The 21,342-nt window shown below is 44.9% G+C and carries 17 protein-coding genes; 6 read left to right on the top strand and 11 right to left on the bottom strand.

The window, feature by feature from the left end; translation table 11 throughout:
• Positions 1–122: 122 nt before the first annotated feature.
• Together J2T16_RS04565 and J2T16_RS04570 are read right to left on the bottom strand one after the other, a co-directional pair.
• Positions 123–5,402, bottom strand: a complete 5,280-nt coding sequence (locus J2T16_RS04565; protein ID WP_336122616.1) for a S8 family serine peptidase — start codon at positions 5,400–5,402, stop codon at positions 123–125.
• 650 nt (positions 5,403–6,052) lie between these two features.
• Complete coding sequence (locus J2T16_RS04570; RefSeq protein ID WP_221788628.1) at positions 6,053–7,513, bottom strand: alpha-L-fucosidase; 1,461 nt, start codon at positions 7,511–7,513, stop codon at positions 6,053–6,055.
• Between the two features lie 119 nt (positions 7,514–7,632).
• Between J2T16_RS04570 and J2T16_RS04575 the strand changes: the two genes are divergently transcribed.
• Positions 7,633–8,463 carry an AraC family transcriptional regulator gene (locus J2T16_RS04575; protein WP_154889345.1) on the top strand — a complete coding sequence of 277 codons (831 nt, stop codon included), beginning with the start codon at positions 7,633–7,635 and terminating at the stop codon, positions 8,461–8,463.
• Positions 8,464–8,562: 99 nt separating this feature from the next.
• Complete coding sequence (locus tag J2T16_RS04580) at positions 8,563–8,700, top strand: hypothetical protein (protein WP_167375824.1); 138 nt, start codon at positions 8,563–8,565, stop codon at positions 8,698–8,700.
• Between the two features lie 168 nt (positions 8,701–8,868).
• On the opposite strand, the gene J2T16_RS04585 is transcribed toward J2T16_RS04580, so the two are convergent.
• On the bottom strand, positions 8,869–9,162 hold the full coding sequence (locus J2T16_RS04585; protein ID WP_154889347.1) for a DUF3817 domain-containing protein: 294 nt from the start codon (positions 9,160–9,162) through the stop codon (positions 8,869–8,871).
• A gap of 201 nt (positions 9,163–9,363) precedes the next feature.
• Positions 9,364–10,332, bottom strand: a complete 969-nt coding sequence (locus J2T16_RS04590) for a LacI family DNA-binding transcriptional regulator (RefSeq protein ID WP_154889350.1) — start codon at positions 10,330–10,332, stop codon at positions 9,364–9,366.
• A gap of 168 nt (positions 10,333–10,500) precedes the next feature.
• Here J2T16_RS04590 and J2T16_RS04595 point away from each other — a divergent pair, with 168 nt between their 5' ends.
• Positions 10,501–11,934, top strand: a complete 1,434-nt coding sequence (locus J2T16_RS04595; protein ID WP_336122615.1) for a glycoside hydrolase family 1 protein — start codon at positions 10,501–10,503, stop codon at positions 11,932–11,934.
• 145 nt (positions 11,935–12,079) lie between these two features.
• Here J2T16_RS04595 and J2T16_RS04600 read toward each other — a convergent pair whose 3' ends face one another.
• The 3 genes from J2T16_RS04600 to J2T16_RS04610 all read right to left on the bottom strand — a co-directional run bounded on the left by J2T16_RS04600 (position 12,080) and on the right by J2T16_RS04610 (position 15,070).
• Entirely contained in the window at positions 12,080–12,649 is a 570-nt protein-coding gene (locus tag J2T16_RS04600; protein ID WP_336122614.1) for a sugar O-acetyltransferase, read from the bottom strand.
• A gap of 349 nt (positions 12,650–12,998) precedes the next feature.
• Positions 12,999–14,162: an MFS transporter gene (locus tag J2T16_RS04605; protein ID WP_336122613.1), complete on the bottom strand. Its 1,164-nt coding sequence runs from the start codon at positions 14,160–14,162 to the stop codon at positions 12,999–13,001.
• Positions 14,163–14,317: 155 nt separating this feature from the next.
• The gene (locus J2T16_RS04610) at positions 14,318–15,070 is read right to left on the bottom strand and encodes a TrmB family transcriptional regulator (protein ID WP_336122612.1); all 753 of its coding nucleotides are present in this window, start codon (positions 15,068–15,070) and stop codon (positions 14,318–14,320) included.
• Positions 15,071–15,250: 180 nt separating this feature from the next.
• Here J2T16_RS04610 and J2T16_RS04615 point away from each other — a divergent pair, with 180 nt between their 5' ends.
• Positions 15,251–15,379: a DUF4023 family protein gene (locus J2T16_RS04615; RefSeq protein WP_090924048.1), complete on the top strand. Its 129-nt coding sequence runs from the start codon at positions 15,251–15,253 to the stop codon at positions 15,377–15,379.
• A 142-nt stretch (positions 15,380–15,521) separates the two neighbouring features.
• On the opposite strand, the gene J2T16_RS04620 is transcribed toward J2T16_RS04615, so the two are convergent.
• On the bottom strand, positions 15,522–16,082 hold the full coding sequence (locus tag J2T16_RS04620) for a helix-turn-helix domain-containing protein (protein ID WP_336122611.1): 561 nt from the start codon (positions 16,080–16,082) through the stop codon (positions 15,522–15,524).
• Positions 16,083–16,242: 160 nt separating this feature from the next.
• On the opposite strand from J2T16_RS04620, the gene J2T16_RS04625 reads away from it, so the two are divergent.
• Positions 16,243–16,803, top strand: coding sequence for a LysE family transporter (locus J2T16_RS04625; RefSeq protein ID WP_445667200.1), 561 nt, complete (start codon positions 16,243–16,245; stop codon positions 16,801–16,803).
• 58 nt (positions 16,804–16,861) lie between these two features.
• Here J2T16_RS04625 and J2T16_RS04630 read toward each other — a convergent pair whose 3' ends face one another.
• Complete coding sequence (locus J2T16_RS04630) at positions 16,862–17,839, bottom strand: MBL fold metallo-hydrolase (RefSeq protein ID WP_154984134.1); 978 nt, start codon at positions 17,837–17,839, stop codon at positions 16,862–16,864.
• A 208-nt stretch (positions 17,840–18,047) separates the two neighbouring features.
• Here J2T16_RS04630 and J2T16_RS04635 point away from each other — a divergent pair, with 208 nt between their 5' ends.
• Positions 18,048–19,028, top strand: a complete 981-nt coding sequence (locus J2T16_RS04635) for an alpha/beta hydrolase (RefSeq protein WP_499017847.1) — start codon at positions 18,048–18,050, stop codon at positions 19,026–19,028.
• A gap of 108 nt (positions 19,029–19,136) precedes the next feature.
• Here the strand turns inward: J2T16_RS04635 and J2T16_RS04640 are convergent, their stop codons facing one another.
• Both J2T16_RS04640 and J2T16_RS04645 read right to left on the bottom strand, forming a co-directional pair.
• A complete protein-coding gene (locus J2T16_RS04640; protein WP_336122828.1) occupies positions 19,137–20,618 on the bottom strand; it encodes a DHA2 family efflux MFS transporter permease subunit in 1,482 nt (493 codons plus the stop codon).
• A 70-nt stretch (positions 20,619–20,688) separates the two neighbouring features.
• On the bottom strand, positions 20,689–21,276 hold the full coding sequence (locus tag J2T16_RS04645; protein ID WP_154889367.1) for a TetR/AcrR family transcriptional regulator: 588 nt from the start codon (positions 21,274–21,276) through the stop codon (positions 20,689–20,691).
• Between the last annotated feature and the right edge of the window lie 66 nt (positions 21,277–21,342).

Below are 21,342 nucleotides of genomic sequence, written 5' to 3' on the forward strand. Positions count from 1 at the left end.
TCCAGGCTTACCGTTTTTTAGCAGATACTGAATTTAGCTGACAAAGCCTATATATAGCTTACAAAACTTCCATTCAGATGATGTCAAAGCATGGACAGGTTATGCCCCCTGACCGGATCAGACTATGGTTCAAGACTTTCAGCGGGATTAGAGCCTGTATCGGTTGGGACCGATTTCAGGTCACTCCCTGCCTCAGCTTCCTTCTCTGGAGCAGGTTGCCCTTCTGCTTTGTTTTCTCCTTGCTCTGCATGGACAAACAATTTTCCAGCGGCTTGAGCTTCAGCCTTGTTGCCTGCGGCATCCTGTGCCCGGATCACAATGACTCCACCTTCAAGCACAAGATTAGCAGGTGTTGTGTAAGAGCCTGTGTATACACCCGGTTCTGTTTCCACCAGAGGCACCTCTCCCGCACCGTCCGCGTTTAGATTCAAAGGCAACTGAACTCGGAAAGAGGCTTGCAATCCCGGTTTGCTTTTGAACGAAACGTTGAGACTTTCCCCTGATGTAATTCGTACATCTTGGGCTGGCGTGATATCGGTAAGTTCAGGCGCTTCCGTTTCCACATAAACCTTACGTGTTACTGTCGTTTTATTTCCGGCAAGATCGGTTGCCACAATTGTGATGATGTTTTCACCTTTATTCACCAGTACGCGATGACTGAACTTTCTGTCTCTGTCAACCTGCACGGTTTGACCATTCACGGTGACTTTGTCGAGGAATTGTTCCACCACACTGCCTGTCACATGAACGACCTCGGTATTAATCCGGCTTCCTTCCGCCGGACTGACACCATTCACTTGCGGATTGGTCTGGTCAAGAATGATAATGACTGGAAGTGAACGATCTGTCGTTTTACCATTAATGACAGCTTCTGCGGTAATCACATTAACGCCCGCCCGCAGCTTTACTCCATAAGAGAATTTTCCGTTATTTACGGTTGTTGTTCCTGCAGCATCCTTGCCATTGTAAAACTTGATCTGTGCTCCAGAAGCAGGAGATGTTCCAGCGATCGTAAAGGTAGACTGATTGGTATACGTATTCGCTGGTGGTGTAAGCACCGGAGCATTCACCGGATATTGTACCACTGCGCGGATCATGTAGTTCCCCTCTTCAGCAGGGGAAGCACTCCATGCCCCGCTTACACGCTGCCAGCTACGGGTCGCATAAGTTCCATCCTCGTCCGTAGCCAGACCAGGAGCAGCTGTACCCGCTAAACTCTGGATATAAACGATGTAGAAATCACCTGTCACAATAATTGGCTCAGGGAATTCTACGGAAGTCCACTGATCGTTCCGCAGTGCCGTACCATTGAACGGTCCAGCAAGCTTTTTGCCTGGTGCTCCACCAGCACCTGATGCATCATAAACCGCGTATTGGAAAGCAGTCCCACCAGGTACAGGCCACTCCGTATTCCAGAATCGGAACGAAGCTCCCGTGACTTGAGCTGTTTCGAGCTCTGGAGTCATTCGAACGGCCCATGCATTATCAGCAGCATTAAAAGCTCTTGCATTCTCGGCTGTACCGTCGTCATAAGCAATTTCACCTGGGAAACCGATAAATGGTTTCAAAGCGATATTACTATCTACTGTGCCGTTGCCCGGAACAGTCACCGTAACTTTTTTGCTGTAATAGTCCGCCGCGCGAACCGACAATGTGTAACTTCCCTCTAACACTTGAAGCGTAAAACTTCCGTCTGCTCCTGTACGAACTTCTGCTACTTTAGCATCCTCCACAACGAGCACCGAGGCATCCGCTACCGGTTGACCTGAGCGTTCATCCTTAACCACCCCTTTGATCTGTCCATAAGGGATCGTTTCCAGGTTGAAGTTGGCTTTGGCTCCGCCACCATCTGTGATCGTCACCGTTTTCGTTTGCGGATAATAACCGTATGCCTCCGCTTTTAACGTATACTCTCCTGCAACATGTGTGAAGTTGTACTTCCCTGTTGACGAGTCTGTTTTCACAGAACGCCCGGTCTCAAGCACGGTAACCGTTGCACTAGCCGGCAGACTTTGCGGCTGAACTGAACCCGTGCCCGGTTTTTCGATAGCAGGCTCTTGTTGTTTCGTCTTATTGAATTCTGCTTTGTCTGTACGCGTAACTTTGTACCATGGATTATCATAGTCCGGTTTAGGTTTGTCACTCGAAAGCACAACGGCTTCATCCTTTGTTACCGTTGGTGTAGCAACACCCAGTACACGGAAATCATCGATAAACCAACCTGTTCTCACCACACTGTTATCCGAGGTTAATCGGAAACGGAATTGAACTTCATTCCCCGTTAGTGCATCCAGTCCATAGAAGACAGGTGTCCACTGTTTTCCGTTGGTGTTATGCGAGAATTTGCCGAGTTCTGTCCAGGTTGTTCCTCCATCTTTGGTAGCTTCGACATAACCGAAGTCATATCCACCTTCAATCTCATACCAGTGATTAAACGTAAGTGTCGCATCAGAGACATCCGTCAAATCAATCACCGGGGATACCAGCGAGTAGTTGGAACCATTCTCATACGTGTTGTCGAGATCGGTTGCCCACACATTAGGCGGGGATACCGCACTTAAAGGACCCGTTAACGGGATACCTCGCTCCCACTCATCCTTGGTTCCGGCGTGAGTCCAGCCATTATCATCGTTTCCATCAAACGAATCGATATAAATATCTTCCGGCACCTCTACGGTGATGGAAACTTCATTTGATTTCTCACTTTCGTTACCACTATAGTCACGTGCCGCCACGGTGTAATAATACGTAGTATTTGACTCCGTAGCCGTATCTGTAAATGTGGTTTTCTTCACCGTGCCGACAGCCTCATAACCGGCACTAGCCGTTTCGGAACGGTAAACCACATAAGATTCAAGATCCTCATCATTCGAACCCGTCCAGTTCAACGTTACGTTCCCCAGAATATCCGCTGTTGCAGACAAAGCTGAAGGCGTTCCTGGAGCAATATCGTCTAGTTCCTGAACGGCAAAGTCATCGATATACCAACCAGCTTTCTGAACTGAAGCATCACTGGTCAGATTAAACTGGATGAACACCTGCTGTCCGGCATAATCACGCAGATCAATGTACTGTGTTTTCCATCCACCACTCGTTCCTGTGTAACTAAGCAGTTCTTCAAATACATAGTCGTTATCTTCAGAAGCAATGTATACCTTGCCAAAATCGAGATTATTCTCAATATCATACCAATGTTTGAATGTTAACAATGCCCCTTCAGGGCTTTCTGTCAAGTCGATCGGAGGAGCAAGCAAGTACGCATTACTATTAGGCAGATACGTGCCTTGCAGATTGGTAGCAATCACTTTCTCACCTGAGTAAGCAGCCTTCGGCCCGCTTACAGGTGCCCCCCAAACCCACGTACTGCCTGTGCCGCCCGTAGTAAAGCCAAGCTGATCGGCCTCAAAGTCCTGCAAATATCCAGGTTTGACACCATTAGACACCGCAATGTTATATACCTTACTCTCAAATCCATTGTTGCCATAATCATTCACTCGAATGTAATACTCCACACCTTCTGGCTCAATCAGGAAAGCCGGAATCGTCGCAGTATACGTACCTGCTTTACTGTCTCCTTCAATCCGATTCATTGGAAGATAGACGTACTGCTTCGTGCCTTTGGTTCTGGCAAAAGCTTCGACGGAAACTACCGCTACATTATCTGTCACATGTGCCGTTAAAGGAATGTCCAGACCCCTAAACGCCGTATTTACAGGCGTGTGCTCCAGCACCGGCTCTTCCAGATCATCTCCAGCCGTAACCACTCTTCCGGAGACAGTACCGATGCCTTCGAGAACCGAACCAACCGCATCCAGTGCGTTAATGATTCCGTGACCATAGCCGTTATTCGGGGTAACCGGAAATTTGCTATCGGTTCGCGGTGTCGCCGTATCCATGATGATCTGTTCCAGCTGATCCACGTTAAGAGAGTGGTTCGCTTGAAGCAACAATGCTGCGAGCGCCGTCGTATGCGGACCTGCCATGGATGTGCCGTCCCATCCACCTTCATATGTACCTCCAGGCACGGCTGAACGAATGTTCACGCCAGGGGCGGATACTTCTGGTTTGATCTCACCATACGGGGATGGTCCCAGCAATGAGAATGAACCTAAATTGCCGTTAATATCGGTTGCTCCTGTAGCAAAACTCTCAGGATAGTTGGCCGGGTTCGCAACGGAACCAGGACCGCCCGGATTCCCCAATCGTACATTCCCTGCAGAGAATTCAGGGAAAATCTGAGCATCACGCCAAGCCTGAACCATCGGTCTAAACCATTCGTCGAGCCCTGCGCCTCCGCCCCATGAATTATTTACAACGTCCGGTGCGAGTTCAGGATGCAGATTGCCTTCGGCATCCACTGGGGCAATGAGCCATTGTCCGCCATCCAGAATAATGGCATCTGTTGTTTCCGGATTAAAAATACGCACTCCGATCCACTTTGCACCAGGTGCAACGCCGATCTTATTCGTGCCGTTCGCTTCGGAACCAACCATCGTTCCCATGGTGTGGGTACCGTGTCCGTCTGCATCAGCAGGAAGAGTCGCGCCGCTATGCGGATCGTACCAGCTTAGCTCTGGATCAACGACATTGCCTGAAGCGTCCAGACCACGCCATTTACTGCGAAGCGCAGGATGCGTGTAATCCACGCCACTGTCCAGATTGGCAACCACGATGCCTGTTCCATCAATGCCTCTCTCCCAGATCGCAGGTGCATTGATGTAATCTATATTCCATTCGACATTTTCAGTCTGTTTCTTCACCTTGGAATCCGCTTCTTTGGTTGCAGTTCCTTGTGAAGCTGACTCTTTAGCCGGTGATTGGACGGAATCCTTCGCTGGCGACACACTCGCTGGCTGCTTACTTACTTCCGCCTTATCGAGATATCGCGTTTCGTTCGGCAGAATTTTCTCTACCTCTGGCAGCAACGCAATCTGTTCCATGACTTCTTTGGTACTGGTGACCGCGAGTGAATTCACGATAAAGTAACTTTTATATTCTTTGACCTTCCCCAGGTCAATTTCCTTTTCCAGATAATTTTCAATTGAATATTGTGTCCGCGAAGCCGTTTCACGAAGGGAACTCACCACAGAGTTCCGCACAGACAGCTTGGTTGCCGAAGGTGTTTCCTTGGCAATCGTTGCCTTTTCCATCGCTTGTTTGGAGACAGCCTTGGTATCCACCTGTTCCTTCATTTTGACAAGATAGGTGACATATTCGCTACCTTCAAAGGCTTTGGTCAGTTTGGCATTCACTTTAGACGTTGAAACCTCAGCCAAGCTGGACTTCATATCGATTTTAGATGAGGATGAGTTCTGTGCAGAAACCGGAAGTGCCATTGATAATGCAAGGAGAAGCGAGAGCCCCATGGAAACGGGCTTGCGTAACGGTTTTAATTTTATCAAACTTTTCCACTCCCTTTACCCGGCTTTATTATTTGGTCTAGTACAAGTACCCTTCTCTGTGAATGAATGCAATTGTTGATTTCGTAGCGGTGTAGTGACCATCATCGGACATCTTTTACGTCACCTTACTTACTTTCTTTTCACTTCACATACGGCCTCACCTCCTTTACAGGTTTGGTTAGGGGAACATAGGGAACTGAAACATTTGGAAATTGTCCATAGGTTAAATAAATGTGAGAAAATGGCACTTTAGATAAAGGTTTTTATGTTGACTGAGGTCATCAATAATTAGTGTGGGTGTCATAAGAGAGTAACTGGGATGTCGTAAGCATTCGTGTGGAGGATATTCGGAAGTGTTCGTATAACGCTCGCCATGAAGTGGTAAGTGAATCAGTGTGATTCGTACGGGTTGATTAACAGAATACATCTTGAATTACATATAAAAGTTAAATTTAGGCTTAAATTGGATTTTATTGGTATAGTATAGTTTCAAAGTGGGAACTGCACAAGTCCTTATTTGAAAAAAATAGAAAATAAGTCTATATCATGCTTTTTAACTTCTAATGTCTACACCTTTGACCTATACACCTTTCGCATTTGCGCATAATCCACAAAAAGAGAACCAGCTCTTACGCCGGTTCTCTTCACACTTAGTCCAGATCAATTTTAAATACGACAGGTACATTGCTCTGCACACCCATAGTGGTAAGCGTTAAAGCATTTTCATCTCGCTCCCAATTTGGCTGCTCCTCATATCCCAGAATCTGAACCTGCTCAACTATTCCATGAAAATGCGGAGATCCTTCTTTCAACGATTGGATGTGCACGATCCCGTTATCCGGGTACACCATTACCGTCGCATACAGACTACTGCCTTTTACCGTAAATCGTATATCTTCACTTGTAAAAACCTTCGTATCTCCGTCAGTGAACTGACCTTCCTTCACCTCTGTAGGCCCTTCACCATACGTACGCCAGTACGTGGTCTCGTAGATCGCCTCTCCGTTCACTTCCAGCCACTTCCCGATACGTAGCAGAATATTGCGATCCTCGTCTGGAATCGTTCCGTCTGCACGTGGCCCGATGTTGAGCAGTAGACTTCCATTTTTACTGACGATATCCACAAGATCCCGAATAATCTCTTCTGCCGTTTTGTACTGATTATTTTCCGTATAACACCAGGAATTTCTCGCAACTGCGGTATCCGTCTGCCAAAAATAAGGCTTAAGCTCAGCGAATTGTCCACGCTCTACATCAGGAACCGCTGCACCAAACATAAACGCATCATGCTTGTAATTGATGGCAACGGGAATGCCCCATTCCTCGCCTTTGTTATAATAATACGCTGCGAACTTTTTCAGATAGGGCTTGAACGCCACCGTGTGAATCCACCAGTCAAAATAGAACACCCTCGGTTGATACTCATCTACCAGTTCACAGCATCGAATGAGCCAATCTTCCAGAAATTCGTCCGAAGGCGGTGAACCGTACAGGTCTTGAAAATCGGGCGGCTCCGGCATGGCGGGCCAGTAGAAATCCCCGCACTGCAACGGTTCCTTGATATCGGAATCGAATTCTTTGCCATGAGACATGAAGAACCAGTGCTCGGCATGGTGGGACGACACACAGAAGGTTAACCCTTGCTTCTCATAGGCGACTTTCATCTCACCTAACACATCACGTTTAGGGCCCATTTCATATGTGTTATAGTGAGAGATAGAACTTTTATACATCTGAAAACCGTCATGATGCTCGGCAACCGGCATAACATATTTTGCACCTGCTTGTTTAAATAGAGTCGCCCATTCGTCTGCATCAAAGTTCTCTGCCTTAAACATCGGGATGAAATCCTTATATCCAAACTCCTTATGGTCTCCATATACCTTAAGGTGGTGTTCATAAGCCTTGGACCCTTGAATGTACATATTACGGGAGTACCATTCACTATCATAAGCCGGAACCGAATACACGCCCCAATGGATGAAAATGCCGAATTTTGCTTTTGGATACCACTCGGGAACGACGATTTCACGAAGCGAAGTCCAGTTGTCCTTGAATTTTCCGTTAGCAATACTGGTATCGATATGTCGCAAATATTCATGTTTGTTCATGTGTTATCCCCATCCTTTCCTGGTTGACTACATTTGTATTGTAGTGTGGCAGGATTCCGATGCACATGCAGAACATTAACGTTTAGATGGACGATAATAACCTTCAGGGAGATATGCTCATGGATCATCAAACACTGCTGACCAACTATTTGTCGAATCTGGAAGTGGATCTGTTTATGGTGAATTACAACCGTTGCGGCCCGGATTGGAGAGATCTGGACTACACACCGGACTATAGCAAATTGTATTGGATTTGCGAGGGAGAAGGCTGGCTGCGAATCGGGGATCAGGAATATTACCCCAAACCAGGACAGCTTTTTTTGATGCCGGAAGGAATAAAACAATCCTATTCAGTAATCAGTGACAAACCTTTTCTCAAATACTGGTGTCATTTTTCCGCCAAAGTCGGGGGAATCAATCTATTTCAGATTCTCAAATTCCCACACGTTGTTGACGTGAATCAGCCCGAACGATTTCAGGACATCTTTGGCAGTGTGTTAACCTATGCGAATTCCAATGAAATTTACGCCCGCATGATGGCCAAGAGTAAACTGACAGAATTGCTTTCCTATTACATCATGAACTTGGATGTGAACCAGATTACCTACTTGAACGTGCCCGTGGTTGAAAAATTATCCACCTTGCTCACCTATATTGATACTCATATCGAAGAGAACATGTCCGTTCAAGATTTGGCTAAGATGCTGCATATGCATCCGAATTATTTCATTCGTTTTTTCAAACAGCAAGTAGGAATGCCCCCCATTCATTATCTCACCAGCCGAAAAATAGATAAAGCCAAAGAGATGCTTCACTGCACCTCTCTAACGATGACTCAAATCGCGGACAATCTCGGATTCAGCGATTCGTATTACTTTTCCAGACAGTTCAAGAAACACACCGGATTGAATCCCACTGAATATCGCAAGCAAACGACGGTGGTCAACTGAATTGCAAAAGATAGTTCAGCTCCGAAAAAAATTCCCACAAGTTTCATTTTTGGATTAAAATGGATGTGTGGCTCATTCTTGCAGAAGGGAGGTTTGTATATGACGAAGAAAACGCTCCTGCTCCTTGCTGCCCTGTTTGTTGTCTCCTCATTCGCTGCTTTTGCTTCGGCGGCACCGACAGACAACGGATATAGCGTGTTATCTGATCGACAAACGGGAACCGTTAAACCAAGATAACGATTGATCGTTCCATGCTGGACATCTGGACATACATAACTGATGCAATTCCTAATGTGCAAAAGATTATACAAAAACAACCTCCTGATTTCTGTTCAGGAGGTTGTTCGTTCGCGTTACGTTGCAATGTGTACCATACGCTATGTGTTATGAGCTATGCGTTATTCGTTACTGCCAATCTCTTTTTCTGAGATAAGACTCAAATACAAATGTTCCAAAAGGAAGCAGTCCCGCCAATAGCCCCATAATCCACAGTGATATCTTCCACTTTTTGACCAAGCCTACATGTACCAGTGCAATGAGATATAGAGGAAATAAAATACCATGAATCATCCCCAGTATGGCTACAGCTGAAGAGATATCCGCAAAATATTTGAGTGGCATTGCAATAAATACGAGTAGTAGAAGGGATATCCCCTCCCAGATTCCTGCAATTCTGAAGCGACCTGTGACCGTGTTCATTCCGTATGCTCTCACCTTTCCGTTAAATTGTTTGTGAAATATGTAACTTATAACATGATGCTTTACAACGCTGTATTCGATTCTCACACAACGTATGTAAGCTCCTTCCCCGTATTATAAAACATGCATCCGAGTCAGATTTACTTTAAATTTGAATAATTATTGAATTGAATAGAATCAATATCATCCGTCTTGCTTCGCTCAAGTCGTTGCTCGTTCAATCAAACGGTATGCCAGTGATGTCGCCTTATGTTCCTCGTTCCCCAGCACTCTCCACAAATGATAAAAAGCCTGTTTCGCTTGCTCCGCAATTGGATTATGAATGGTTGTCAGCTCAAGCACACGTGACAATTCAATATCATCAAATCCAACAATAGCCAGCTGATCTGGAACCTGTATGTTCTGTCTGCGCGCTTCACTCATGATGCCTATTGCAGCATAGTCGTTGGAACACAGCACCGCTTGCGGTAGCTCTCCTCCGTTGGCCATACGTCGTAAGGCCGTTTCTCCGTCTGATGAAGTAAATACGGAATACTGATATGCTTCACGCCACACGGGAAGTCCTTGGCTCGTCATGAATGTCTCATATGCTTCGCGGCGGCTTTTCGTATTCAGACTATTACTGCGGCCAAACACATTCGCAATACGTGTGTAGCCTTTCGATACCACATGCTCCAGCGCCAGTCTATACCCTTGTGCCTGATCCATTGCAATCGAAGGAATCTCGTCGTTCCCCATGCGTTGCCAGGACACCATCGGTCCATATTGCAGATATGTTTTCAATTCCCCCGGATCATTCACACAAGTCACGATTAACAAACCATCCACACGTTTACTCCGCAAATCCTCGAATGCCTGTAGCTCAATTTGTTTATCACTGCGCGACATATATACAATCGTCTGGAATCCGTAGTCCATCGCGGTATCCATAAATTGGTTAATGAAGGTCAAACTCAGTTCATCAATCATCGCAGTGACAATCCCGATCTGCTTCGTCTGCCCTGTAGACAGAGAAACTGCATTCCGGTTAGGTATGTAGTCCAGCTCATTCATAATTTCTGTAATAATGCGTCTTGCTTCATCACTGACGTGTGGTGAACGGTTAATGACCCGGGATACCGTAGCCCTCGAATAACCGGAACGTTTCATAATTTCATCAAATTTGGACATCCCGATGCTCCTTTCCTGCGAATAAACGCCAAATATAGTATGCCTCATCTGCTCTGTAAAAGTAAAACTTGACGTGTAACCCGTTACAACGTGTAAGCTTTTTTCGAGAGAAAATACTAATGTGAACGCAGCACGTTCACCATGAATTCAATGAATGGAGCGATCTATATGAGTAAATCTTCGAATCATACGTATTCATTTCCTGAAAACTTTCTGTGGGGCGGTGCCATTGCGGCGAACCAGGCTGAAGGTGCATACAATCTAGGCGGCAAAGGTTTGTCCACTCAAGACGTTGCTCCCCGGGGTGTCATGGGTTCGATTACGGAGGAGCCAACGGACGACAATATGAAACTGATCGGTATCGACATGTACCACCGTTATAAGGAAGACGTGAAGCTGTTTGCCGAGATGGGTTTCAAAGTGTTCCGTACTTCTATCGCATGGTCTCGCATTTTCCCTAAAGGGGACGAGCTTGAGCCGAATGAAGAAGGCCTGCAATTTTATGATAATCTGTTTGATGAATGCCGCAAGTACGGTATTGAACCGTTGGTCACGTTATCCCACTATGAGACACCTCTGCACCTTGCCAAAGAATATGATGGCTGGGTTAACCGGAAAATGATCGGCTTCTATGAGCGCTATGCAACAACTGTTTTCAATCGATATAAAAATAAAGTCAAGTACTGGCTTACCTTCAACGAGATCAACTCTATTCTTGAATTCCCGTTCATGAGTGGCGGGATCTACACACCCAAAGAAAAGCTAAGCAAGCAAGATCTGTATCAAGCGATCCACCACGAACTGGTGGCAAGTGCATCTGCTGTGAAGCTGTGCCATGAGATCATCCCTGATGCTCAGATCGGATGTATGATTTTAAGTATGCCGACGTATCCACTAACTCCGAACCCCGATGATGTCATCAAGGTGATGGAGTACGAACATAGCAACTATTTCTTCGGAGATATGCATGTGCGTGGACGTTACCCTGGATACATGAAACGTTACTTCCGTGAAAAGGGCATTGAGATTCATATGGAAGACGGCGATCAGGAGATGTTGCTTAACACCGTTGATTTCATCTCTTTCAGCTATTACATGAGCACATGTCAGACAGCCGATCCTGCCAAACAAGTGGCTGGTGAAGGAAATCTGATCGGAGGAATCCCTAACCCGTATTTGCCTGCAAGTGAGTGGGGCTGGCAGATCGATCCGCAAGGACTGCGCTATGTGCTGAATATGTTCTATGATCGTTACCAGAAACCCCTGTTTATCGTGGAAAATGGTCTTGGCGCGGTAGACGAGTTAATCACGGGTCCGAATGGCGAGAAAACCGTTGAAGATGATTACCGCATCCAGTATTTGAATGACCATCTCGTGCAAGTCGGTGAAGCGCTGGAAGATGGAGTAGACATTATGGGATACACCTCTTGGGGTTGTATTGATGTCGTGAGTGCCTCCACTGCGCAGTTGAAAAAACGTTATGGCTTCATCTATGTAGACCGGCACGATGACGGTTCAGGTACGCTCGAGCGTTACCGCAAGAAATCCTTCCACTGGTACAAAGATGTTATTGCCAGCAACGGAAATAGCCTGAAGCGTTAAGCTTCAAGATTTAAACTTTAGGGCATAAACTTCAAGGCGTAAACTACTTTAACCCCTCTTTCGGCAGCATGATGTCAGGCAAGCCATAGCATCCAAGCTTGGCATTCTGACTGTTCTGCCGAGGAGGGTCTTTTTTCATATCGCGCTACTCCATATTAATCTCCTTGATGACTCTTGCGGGATTCCCACCTACAATCATATTACCCGGCACATCTTTCGTAACTACCGCTCCCGATGCAATAACCACGTTATCTCCGATGGTAACTCCTGGATTGATAATTGCTCTACCGCCAATCCATACGTTGTTACCGATGGTTACAGGTTTACCGTATTCCGCTCCGGTGCTGCGCTCATGTGGGTTAAGCGGATGAGTTGCTGTATAGATATGTACATCTGGTCCCAACAAACAGTTCTCTCCGATTCGGACTTCGCATATATCCAGAATCGTACAGTTAAAATTGGCATAAAAATGATTGCCTACGTGGATGTTATACCCATAATCAACATGGATATTTGGTTCCATGCTTAGATTCTCACCTGTCGATCCGAATAGTTCCTTTAACAGCTTTTGACGTGTATCCTGTTCTGTCTCCGTCGTTTGATTAAATAGGCGTGTCATCTTCCGTGCAATTTCTCTGTCTCGGGATAACTCGGCATCATTAGCCATATACAGTTCTCCGCCCAGCATCTTCTGTTTCTCTGATTTGATCGTCATGTAAATCTCCTTTGTGCAGATCATATATGTGTATTCTTTGTAAGTAAGTAGCGACGCTAATACAAGTTATAAAGCTTAACAACTTATACTTATACTTTTTAAAACTATTTTAATTATAGGGGTCCATGATCAAAAATCAAGCCTCTTTTGTATTTTCGGCCTACGGACTCCGTCCATTAAATGACGAAAAAACCTCTGTACTTCCGCAAAAAAGCAGGAAACACAAAGGTTTTATTTGAATGCAATAAGGAAATATTTTTTTAGTTCAAAACGTACCTTGAATGAATCATCATGTTTGTTTTAAATATCGTTTTAAATCATGTCAATAACAATAAGAATCATTGTATCCTCATGCGATCGCATGAGCATGTTTTTCTTTCATACTAATTGCGAGAACGGCAGTACCAAGTCCAACACATACAAGGATAGAGCCAACCCATCCGGTGTTCATAATGGAAGAGTGATCAATAACCAGACCGCCGATATAAGTTCCTAGTGCGATCCCCGCATGGGCTATACCTGAGTTCGTGCTAATTAGAATTTCAGATGTCTCAGGCGAAGTCTTAATAATCAGACTATTTTGTACGGGTGTAACCGTCCAGCTTAGAGCACCCCAGATACTTAACAGTAGCAGAAAAGCAATCAAAGGCAGTCCCGTGCTGAGAGGGATCATAGCCATACTGATCATGAATGGAACTAACACGATGATAATGGCTTTAGCAGGATGAAGCCGATCGGATAACATCCCCCCCATGCCTCCGCCTGCTACAGCAGCGAGTCCAAACATCATATAGATTAACGTGATTGCCGTTGAACTGGCACCGATGGTTTCCTGTAGAAACGGGGTGAAATAAGCATATAACGTTAAATGCCCAGCCAGTACGAGCAGTGTAGTTGTATGAATTGCCAGCATTTTCGGATTCCATAGTGCTTTTAACTGATTTTTCAAACTCACGGCAGGAGCAGGTTGTACACGATCCATCGCAAGGCCAATCGCCACCATGACTAGCACGGTAAGAACCGCAATCAGCATAAATACTTCACGCCATCCAAGCGCATTACCGATAAAGATGCCAATCGGTACGCCGAGAATCAGAGATGCACTTCCTCCCATCGTTATCGTACCCACCGCACGTCCTCTATACTCCGGTTTTACGATACGTGAGGCTAGTGTCAATGATAATACAAAAATAAGCGAACCTGTTGCGGCTCCAAGCATGCGCCCTGCCATTAACATATAGAAGTTCACACTAAACGCTGAGATCAGATTACTGATGAGAAATACAAATAACGTAACCATATATACCTTTTTACGCTCGAATCGGGCTGTCATATTGAGTAGTATGGGTGCGGATACCGCATAGACCAATGAAAAGATTGAAATTAAATAACCAGCTTTCGCCAGAGACAGATGGAGATCCGTTGCAATCAGATCCAATATGCCTCCCAATATCAGTTCAACCGTTCCGACCACAAAGGCTGCAATGGCTAAAACATATACCTTTTTGTTCATCTTTTAAAATCCCCCTAACAAGTTACAACTACGATAGTAACCTAATAAAATGAAAAGTTCAATGGATATTTTTAATTTGTTTTCAGATTGTTCCTCATCTTATTTACAAAAAGATAAAAAAACAAAAAAAGACTATTCCTCGAAAGAATAGTCTTCTAATAGATCAATCTCGTAAGCAAACGTTCAATTTCTTCGTCCTGCAATAGTTGCTCCCCGTATTTTTTGGTGATCTGTGTCAGAGCCACATCGTGATAGAAATAATCCGTCATCGCTTTAACAATCGGTTTGGACATGGTCTTGATCGCTTTCCACGATTCATTTTCCAGTCCGGCGAACAGCAGATAGGCATGATCTACAATAAGCAATTGTGATGGCTCTGGCGCATCAAGTAGCGGAATAAGTGAATATTTGCGGGTTAGAGTGCTCTCCAGACCACCAACCGCAAGCACTTCTACATACACACCCTGTCTCTCCTTCTGCTCCAGCAAACCACGGTATCTCTCCAACCGCTCATTCCAGGCCAGAAAAAGAATCGATGAATCTGCCTCTTCAATCAGCTGTTCTATGTTTGAAGCAATGGATGACTCATCCTTTAACGTCCAAATATGCTCATCCGTGAACGTACGCTTGATTTTATATTGTTTCAAGGTTTCTATATCTTTGTCGAAATCAAGCTTGATTTTGTGAATCACCGTTTGCAGATCCACCGCCATATATAGTTTTTTCTTGCCATCCATCGTTGTGAGCACAATGCCTTTATCAATCAATCGATTGAGCACTTCATAAATTTTAGCCTTCGGTACATTCGAGGCGCTTACGATCGTTGTCGCATCCAGCGGTTCATCCTGCGCAAGTATAGCTTCATAGACCTGACTTTCATATTGAGTAAAACCGAATTTTTGCAACATGATTTTTTTCAGAACGTCCCTTCGTTCTTAAGTGTGTGTAAAAAAGTTCGCCTTGTATCTAGTTTAGAGACAAGTTCAGCACCTGTCCAGTTTCCCTTTGTGCTAAATAAAAAAATCGGGTGCTGGTTATATTAAGCTTGAATTACCCATTCCCTGTTTTGGAAAGGAGCATGAACCCGAATGGAAAGTACACAAGAATTTGTGAAAAAGGTCAATGAAAATGCTGAGAAAGCACGTCACAACAAAAACAATGGTAAAGGTACGCCCGGTGATAAATTGCCGAACAAACAACACTCCACGAACAAATAAACACAAGCTTTTATGACTTCACCTAACTATGAACTAGCATAATCAGTAGCATCCATGCAAAAAAATATGGTGCCTCACAACAGTGAGTGCATCATATTTCCTGTCACTAATGTCTACTTATTTCTTATTACTTGTTTCTTGTTTACTTCGAATTGGCATAATGTATCACCATGCTCAGCTTGTTACTACTTGCCCCAGGATTATCGTAACCATGCGGCTGATCCGCTTTGAAACGAATCGAATCTCCCTGTCTTAACTTGTATTCTTCCTTGCCTACTCTGATTGTAAGCTCTCCTTCATACAACGTGATGAACTCCTCAGCCCCGTCAATATGCGGTTCGGCAGTCAACGATGCCTGTTCATCCATCTCCAGCATGTACATTTCAAACCGGCGCCCCGCTTCCAAAGAAAAATGAGGATAGATTCGGATTCTTCCCTCATCTTCTCGCATGACTTTGATGTCTTCCCTCATGAGAACGGTTGTATCCGACTTCGCTTCATGAATTAATTCACTGAATGAAATTTTTAACCCGTTTGCAATTTTCCAAACCGTTGCAATCGAAGGATTAGACTCCCCGCGTTCAATCTGACCCAGCATCGTCTTGCTAATGCCCGACAGATCTGCGACCTTGTCCAGACTAAGTTTTCTTTGCTCTCTGATTTGCTTCAAGTTGTGAGCCAAAACCAAATTAATATTTTCCATCCAAAATACACCTCTCTCCTCGCGCCCTCTTGTGCACTATATAGCACATATTGTACAATTAAAACATACATACGTTATAACGACCATATAGTTCATTATAACATACAATATATACCCATAAGGAGAGCATATGGATATTTTATCTTTAGTAACGTACGCAATGATTTCTTCTTTTACACCCGGTCCCAACAATATCATCTCCATGACCCGTGCGAGGGAGCATGGATTCAAGAGCACGTTTCCTTTTATTCGTGGAGTCGCTGCCGGATGCCTTCTAATCATGATGTTATCCAGTTATTTCAACCTTGCTCTATATCAATACATTCCGGCCATCACCCCGGTCCTCAATGTACTCGGCTGTATTTACTTGCTCTATCTGGCTTTCAAAATCATGAGGAGCACATCTTCCAAGAGTGAGTCTGAGCACCATTCGAAAAAGACCCGTTATTCATTTTGGTTCGGATTCAGCCTTCAACTGATTAATCCGAAGGTTATTCTATACGCGCTTACAGCTTTATCCGTGTTTGTCCTGCCCCACGCGCAGTCACATCATCAACTCTTAGGGTATTCGTTACTGCTCACCCTGATTGGAATAATTGCGAATCTGACATGGGCATTGGGTGGACGTTTATTTCAACGGTTCCTGTTAAAATATGAACGCCCTTTTTATATCGTTATGGGTCTTTTATTGATCTGGACCGCGGTTTCGTTGATCACATAAAACTAAAACAAAAGCGTCCACTCATCTAATGAGCGAACGCTAGCTTTGTTTAAAAACGTTACTCCTGATTCCTTCTCCACCATGACCGAGTAGCATGAGCTACATTACTCAACGCAACCGTCTCGCCTATGACCGGTGTAATGACAGATACATTCAAGGCTCGTGCGGCACGAGTTACCCGTTCAGCTGGTTCGTTCCAGGCATGATAGGCGAGGGTGAATGCCCCCCAATGAATCGGAATCAATACATTTCCGCCCACATCCAGATGGGCTTGTACCGTTTCTTCAGGCATCATATGAATGTTGGACCAGCGTTCGTCATATTGGCCGCATTCCATCAAGGTCAGATCAAACGGTCCATACTTGCTTCCAATCTCCTTGAAGTGTGGACCGTAACCGCTGTCTCCACTGAAAAACACTTTCGTTTCCTGCCCAACAATAACCCATGAGCACCATAACGTCGAATCCCGATCAAATAATCCTCTGCCTGAGAAGTGACGAGCAGATGCACAAGCGAATGTTAAACCCTTGAAGGAGAATTCATCACCCCATTGATGCTCCGTAATCTGGCCAGCTGGCACTCCCCATTTGATTAAGCGTTTGCGTACACCAAGAGGAACGATAAAACGATTGGTCTTGCTTTTTAATTTTCGAATAGAAGAAGCATCAAGGTGATCATAATGATCATGAGAGATCACAATCGCATCCAAAGTAGGAAAGTTTTCAGGCTGCATAGGCAGATCCTTGCGGAAACGTTTCGTTCCAACCCACGACACGGGTGACGGCCTGTCACCCAACATGGGGTCAAAGAGTAGTCTGTGACCTTCGATTTCGAGCAGAAAAGCCGAATGTCCAAACCACGTCACCTGTGAATGTTCAGACACCCCCTCTGTTGTAGCAGGTTGATAGTGTTCCATAGGTATATTCCCTGACGGCCTCCGTTCTACATGTCTGCGCATGGAATCTCTCAATATACTTGTGAGTGACTTGATGCTCATTCCGGCGGTCGTTGGAATCTGATTTTCGTATTTCGTCATATTTCACCCTTCTGTTCTCCATACTCCATGGCTAGTCTTGTGGAGAAATGCTAATCTTACTTCATCTTAATTCAACGCTTGCCGATATTCAATTTTGTATGAACCAGAGGAACTACGATGCCGTTAAGCTAGAATTAAGATACTGTTTCCACTCGTATAAGACTGGGCTTATATGATATAGAAAAAACAAGAGAGAGTGTGAGCTATCATGAGCAAAAAATGGCGTAAAAGACTTGTTAAATTTCTGATATTCGACCTGTCACTGATTATTATTCTATTAAGTACCGGATTGATCTATCAGCAGATCAGTTCTTCACAAGATGAAAAAACATTTACACCTCCGGGAAAACTGTATGAAGTACATGGAGATAAAATGCACCTGTATACAGGGGGAAAAGGTGATGTGACCGTCGTTCTTGCCTCAGGTTGGGGAACAGCCGATCCTTATGTAGACTATTATCCTTTGTATGAAAAGCTTGCCCCTAACACGAAATTCGCTGTATACGACCGCTTCGGTTATGGATACAGTGACAGAACCGATAAGAAACGGGATGTAGACACGGTAGCGGACGAATTGCATGAACTGCTACAGGTTTCTGGCCAAAAACCTCCTTACGTGCTCGTTGCTCACTCCCTTGGCTCGTTAGAGACTCTTCGATTCGCGCAAAAGTATCCTGACTTGGTTAAAGGTATTGTGATGATTGACGGCGGAAGTCCTGAATTCTACGAAACGGACCAGGATAACCCGGCTGACACACTTGCTGGTTTTGCGAATCAATTCCGTATCAAATCCGGACTTTTCCGGCTAAGTATGCAAGTCCCGGCAGTCGTTGATGCTTCTAATGCCAATCGCAATGAGCTAAAGCTGGTACCAGAGGATTTGAGAGAAGTAGATAAAACGGCGCTACTTCTAAACTATGGCAATGCTAACACGATTGATGAATTACGTGAAATGCAAGCCAATGCCAAAGTAGTTGTTGAACATAAACAGCCTTTACCATTCCCTCTTACCATTCTGACCGCAGATTACTTTGGTAAACCGGAACCGGATTGGGTGAAAACACAGAGTGAATTCAAATCCTGGTCAACGTTATCCAAACAAGTTACTGTTAAAGATACGGAGCATTACATTCATCAATACCACCCGGACATTGTAGCTGATGAAATCCTTGAAATTGTTAAGAAATAATTAATCCGGCGGAATAACAGTAATCATCCGAAAAGGTAGTTCAGGAAAGTAAACAAAAGAGCGATGTCCCCTTACATTAGGGAACATCGCTCTTTTCAATCATTCATTTTAGTGCATCGGACTCTGTTGCTTGTCAGCCGAGCCAACCTTCACTCTTCTTACAAATAGAGCAATGACAAACCCAACAAGAGCCAAAATCAACGCAAAGACAAATGCATTCTGTACACCTGAGGTGAATCCTGCAAGAATATTTTCCGGACTTTGCGGATTCTCTACACTGCTCAGGAACCGAGTCTGTCCAGCACTCAAAATACTTACGGCAACAGCTGTACCAATCGCACCGGATACCTGTTGAAGTGTGTTCATAATCGCAGTACCGTGAGGGTAAAACTCACGCGGCAACTGATTCAATCCGTTCGTCTGTGCAGGCATCATCACCATTGAAATACCAATCATCATGAACACATGCAGCATAATAATCTGGATCAGAGGTGTTGTTGCTTCGATACCTGTGTACAGGAACAAGACAACCGCAACGACCGCCATCCCGATAATAACGAGCCATCTCGGACCAAACTTATCAAACAACCGTCCCATCACCGGAGACAAAAATCCATTCAGCAAACTACCCGGCAATAAAACCAATCCGGCAGTAAGTGGTGTAACAGCCATTCCCTGCTGTAAATACATCGGCAAGATCAGCATGGATGACAGAATCATCATCATACAGATGAAAACCAGAAGCAGTCCTGTCGTAAACATCGGATATCTGAACGCTCTTAGATTCATTACCGGCTCTTTCATACTCAATTGACGGATACTGAACAAGAGCAATGCGACGATACCAATGGCCAGCGTGGCAACAACAACTGGGCTCGTCCATCCTCCGCCAGATTCACCATGCCCACCTGCGCTACTGAAGCCATAAACGATGCCGCCAAAGCCAAGAGTGGACAGAATAATCGACAACACATCAATCTTAGGCTTGGTCAACTTGGAAATATTCGGCAGGAACAACAATCCACATACCAAGGAGATCAGGAAGAACGGCAAGGAAATCCAGAAAATCCAGTGCCAGCTCAAGTTAGCAAGAATCAGACCTGAAATACTCGGGCCGCTTGCTGGTGCAAACATAATAACGAGACCAATCAAGCCCATCGCTGCTCCCCGTTTTTCGATAGGGAAGATTACCAGTATGGTATTAAACATTAACGGTAGCAACAGTGCCGTTCCCACCGCTTGTAACACACGGGCTACGAGCAAAATTTCAAAGCTAGGTGCTAACGCAGCAACCAACGTTCCTGCAATAGAAAAAATAAGCGACGTTGTGAACAGCTGTCTAGTCGTAAACCATTGCAATAACAATCCAGAAACAGGTACCAGAACACCCAGGACGAGCAGATATCCTGTAGTTAACCATTGAATAGTAGTTGGTCCAACCTCAAGCAGACCCATTAGTGGTGTCAAAGCGACATTCAAAGCCGTTTCACCAAACAAACCGATAAACCCGCTCAGTAGCATGGCAAACAAAATCGGAAATACCTTATATTGCTGTGTTTCTTGCTGGTCTTTTGCTGTACCAGCCTTCATGGAAGCCTCCACGATCCCATCCTCCTCAAACATATCCTGCGATTTCTTTTTTCTCTTTCTCTTGGTACAACTATTGATGCTGCTGGACATTCTTCGCTACAACTGACAAATAATCGGCAGCCGTCAGCATCGGCTGTTTATCCTGATTGGTCAGCGTAATGATCAAAGCGCCTTCCATCAGAGAAATGACGAGCATTGCCGTCTCACGAGCCTTCTCTTCACTAATACCATCCAACATGAGATGCCTTGCGATAATATCCTGCCACCCCGCAAATACGTTCTGTGAAGCCGTACGCAGCTGTTGACTGATACAGGAAGTCTCTACAGCAGCCCAGAAGCTGAATGGCAGAAAACCCGTATAACCACAGGCTTCGGCTTCATTCGCTGTTTCATAAATGAATTGCCGAATACCTTCCGCAGTTGTCTCATGAGCTGCAAAAATTTCCTCAAACCTTTGCAAGATATGGGCATTGGCTGATTGAATGCATTCGAGAGCCAGCTCTTCTTTCCCCTTAGGAAAATAATGATATAACGAACCTTTCGGTGTGTTACTCTCCTTAATGATCTGATTCAGACCGGTCGCATGATACCCTTGTGAAAAAAAAAGTCTCGCTGCTGTGCCAACAATAAGATCTCTGGCATTCGACTTTTCACTCAAAGAAAGCCACTTCCTTCAATAAATTATAACAATCGGTCTATATAATTAAAGTCGCTCACAGGCGAC

The organism is Paenibacillus intestini (assembly GCF_030803945.1).
Classification (GTDB): domain Bacteria; phylum Bacillota; class Bacilli; order Paenibacillales; family Paenibacillaceae; genus Paenibacillus; species Paenibacillus polysaccharolyticus.

What these genes read in the sequence shown, in the direction of transcription:
- J2T16_RS04570 (WP_221788628.1), bottom strand. Translation starts at nt 7,513, where the DNA reads ATGAACAAACATGAATATTTGCGACATATCGATACCAGTATTGCTAAC.
- J2T16_RS04575 (WP_154889345.1), top strand. Translation starts at nt 7,633, where the DNA reads ATGGATCATCAAACACTGCTGACCAACTATTTGTCGAATCTGGAAGTG.
- J2T16_RS04580 (WP_167375824.1), top strand. Translation starts at nt 8,563, where the DNA reads ATGACGAAGAAAACGCTCCTGCTCCTTGCTGCCCTGTTTGTTGTCTCC.
- J2T16_RS04585 (WP_154889347.1), bottom strand. Translation starts at nt 9,162, where the DNA reads ATGAACACGGTCACAGGTCGCTTCAGAATTGCAGGAATCTGGGAGGGG.
- J2T16_RS04590 (WP_154889350.1), bottom strand. Translation starts at nt 10,332, where the DNA reads ATGTCCAAATTTGATGAAATTATGAAACGTTCCGGTTATTCGAGGGCT.
- J2T16_RS04595 (WP_336122615.1), top strand. Translation starts at nt 10,501, where the DNA reads ATGAGTAAATCTTCGAATCATACGTATTCATTTCCTGAAAACTTTCTG.
- J2T16_RS04600 (WP_336122614.1), bottom strand. Translation starts at nt 12,649, where the DNA reads ATGACGATCAAATCAGAGAAACAGAAGATGCTGGGCGGAGAACTGTAT.
- J2T16_RS04605 (WP_336122613.1), bottom strand. Translation starts at nt 14,162, where the DNA reads ATGAACAAAAAGGTATATGTTTTAGCCATTGCAGCCTTTGTGGTCGGA.
- J2T16_RS04610 (WP_336122612.1), bottom strand. Translation starts at nt 15,070, where the DNA reads ATGTTGCAAAAATTCGGTTTTACTCAATATGAAAGTCAGGTCTATGAA.
- J2T16_RS04615 (WP_090924048.1), top strand. Translation starts at nt 15,251, where the DNA reads ATGGAAAGTACACAAGAATTTGTGAAAAAGGTCAATGAAAATGCTGAG.
- J2T16_RS04620 (WP_336122611.1), bottom strand. Translation starts at nt 16,082, where the DNA reads ATGGAAAATATTAATTTGGTTTTGGCTCACAACTTGAAGCAAATCAGA.
- J2T16_RS04625 (WP_445667200.1), top strand. Translation starts at nt 16,243, where the DNA reads ATGATTTCTTCTTTTACACCCGGTCCCAACAATATCATCTCCATGACC.
- J2T16_RS04630 (WP_154984134.1), bottom strand. Translation starts at nt 17,839, where the DNA reads ATGACGAAATACGAAAATCAGATTCCAACGACCGCCGGAATGAGCATC.
- J2T16_RS04635 (WP_499017847.1), top strand. Translation starts at nt 18,048, where the DNA reads ATGAGCAAAAAATGGCGTAAAAGACTTGTTAAATTTCTGATATTCGAC.
- J2T16_RS04640 (WP_336122828.1), bottom strand. Translation starts at nt 20,618, where the DNA reads ATGAAGGCTGGTACAGCAAAAGACCAGCAAGAAACACAGCAATATAAG.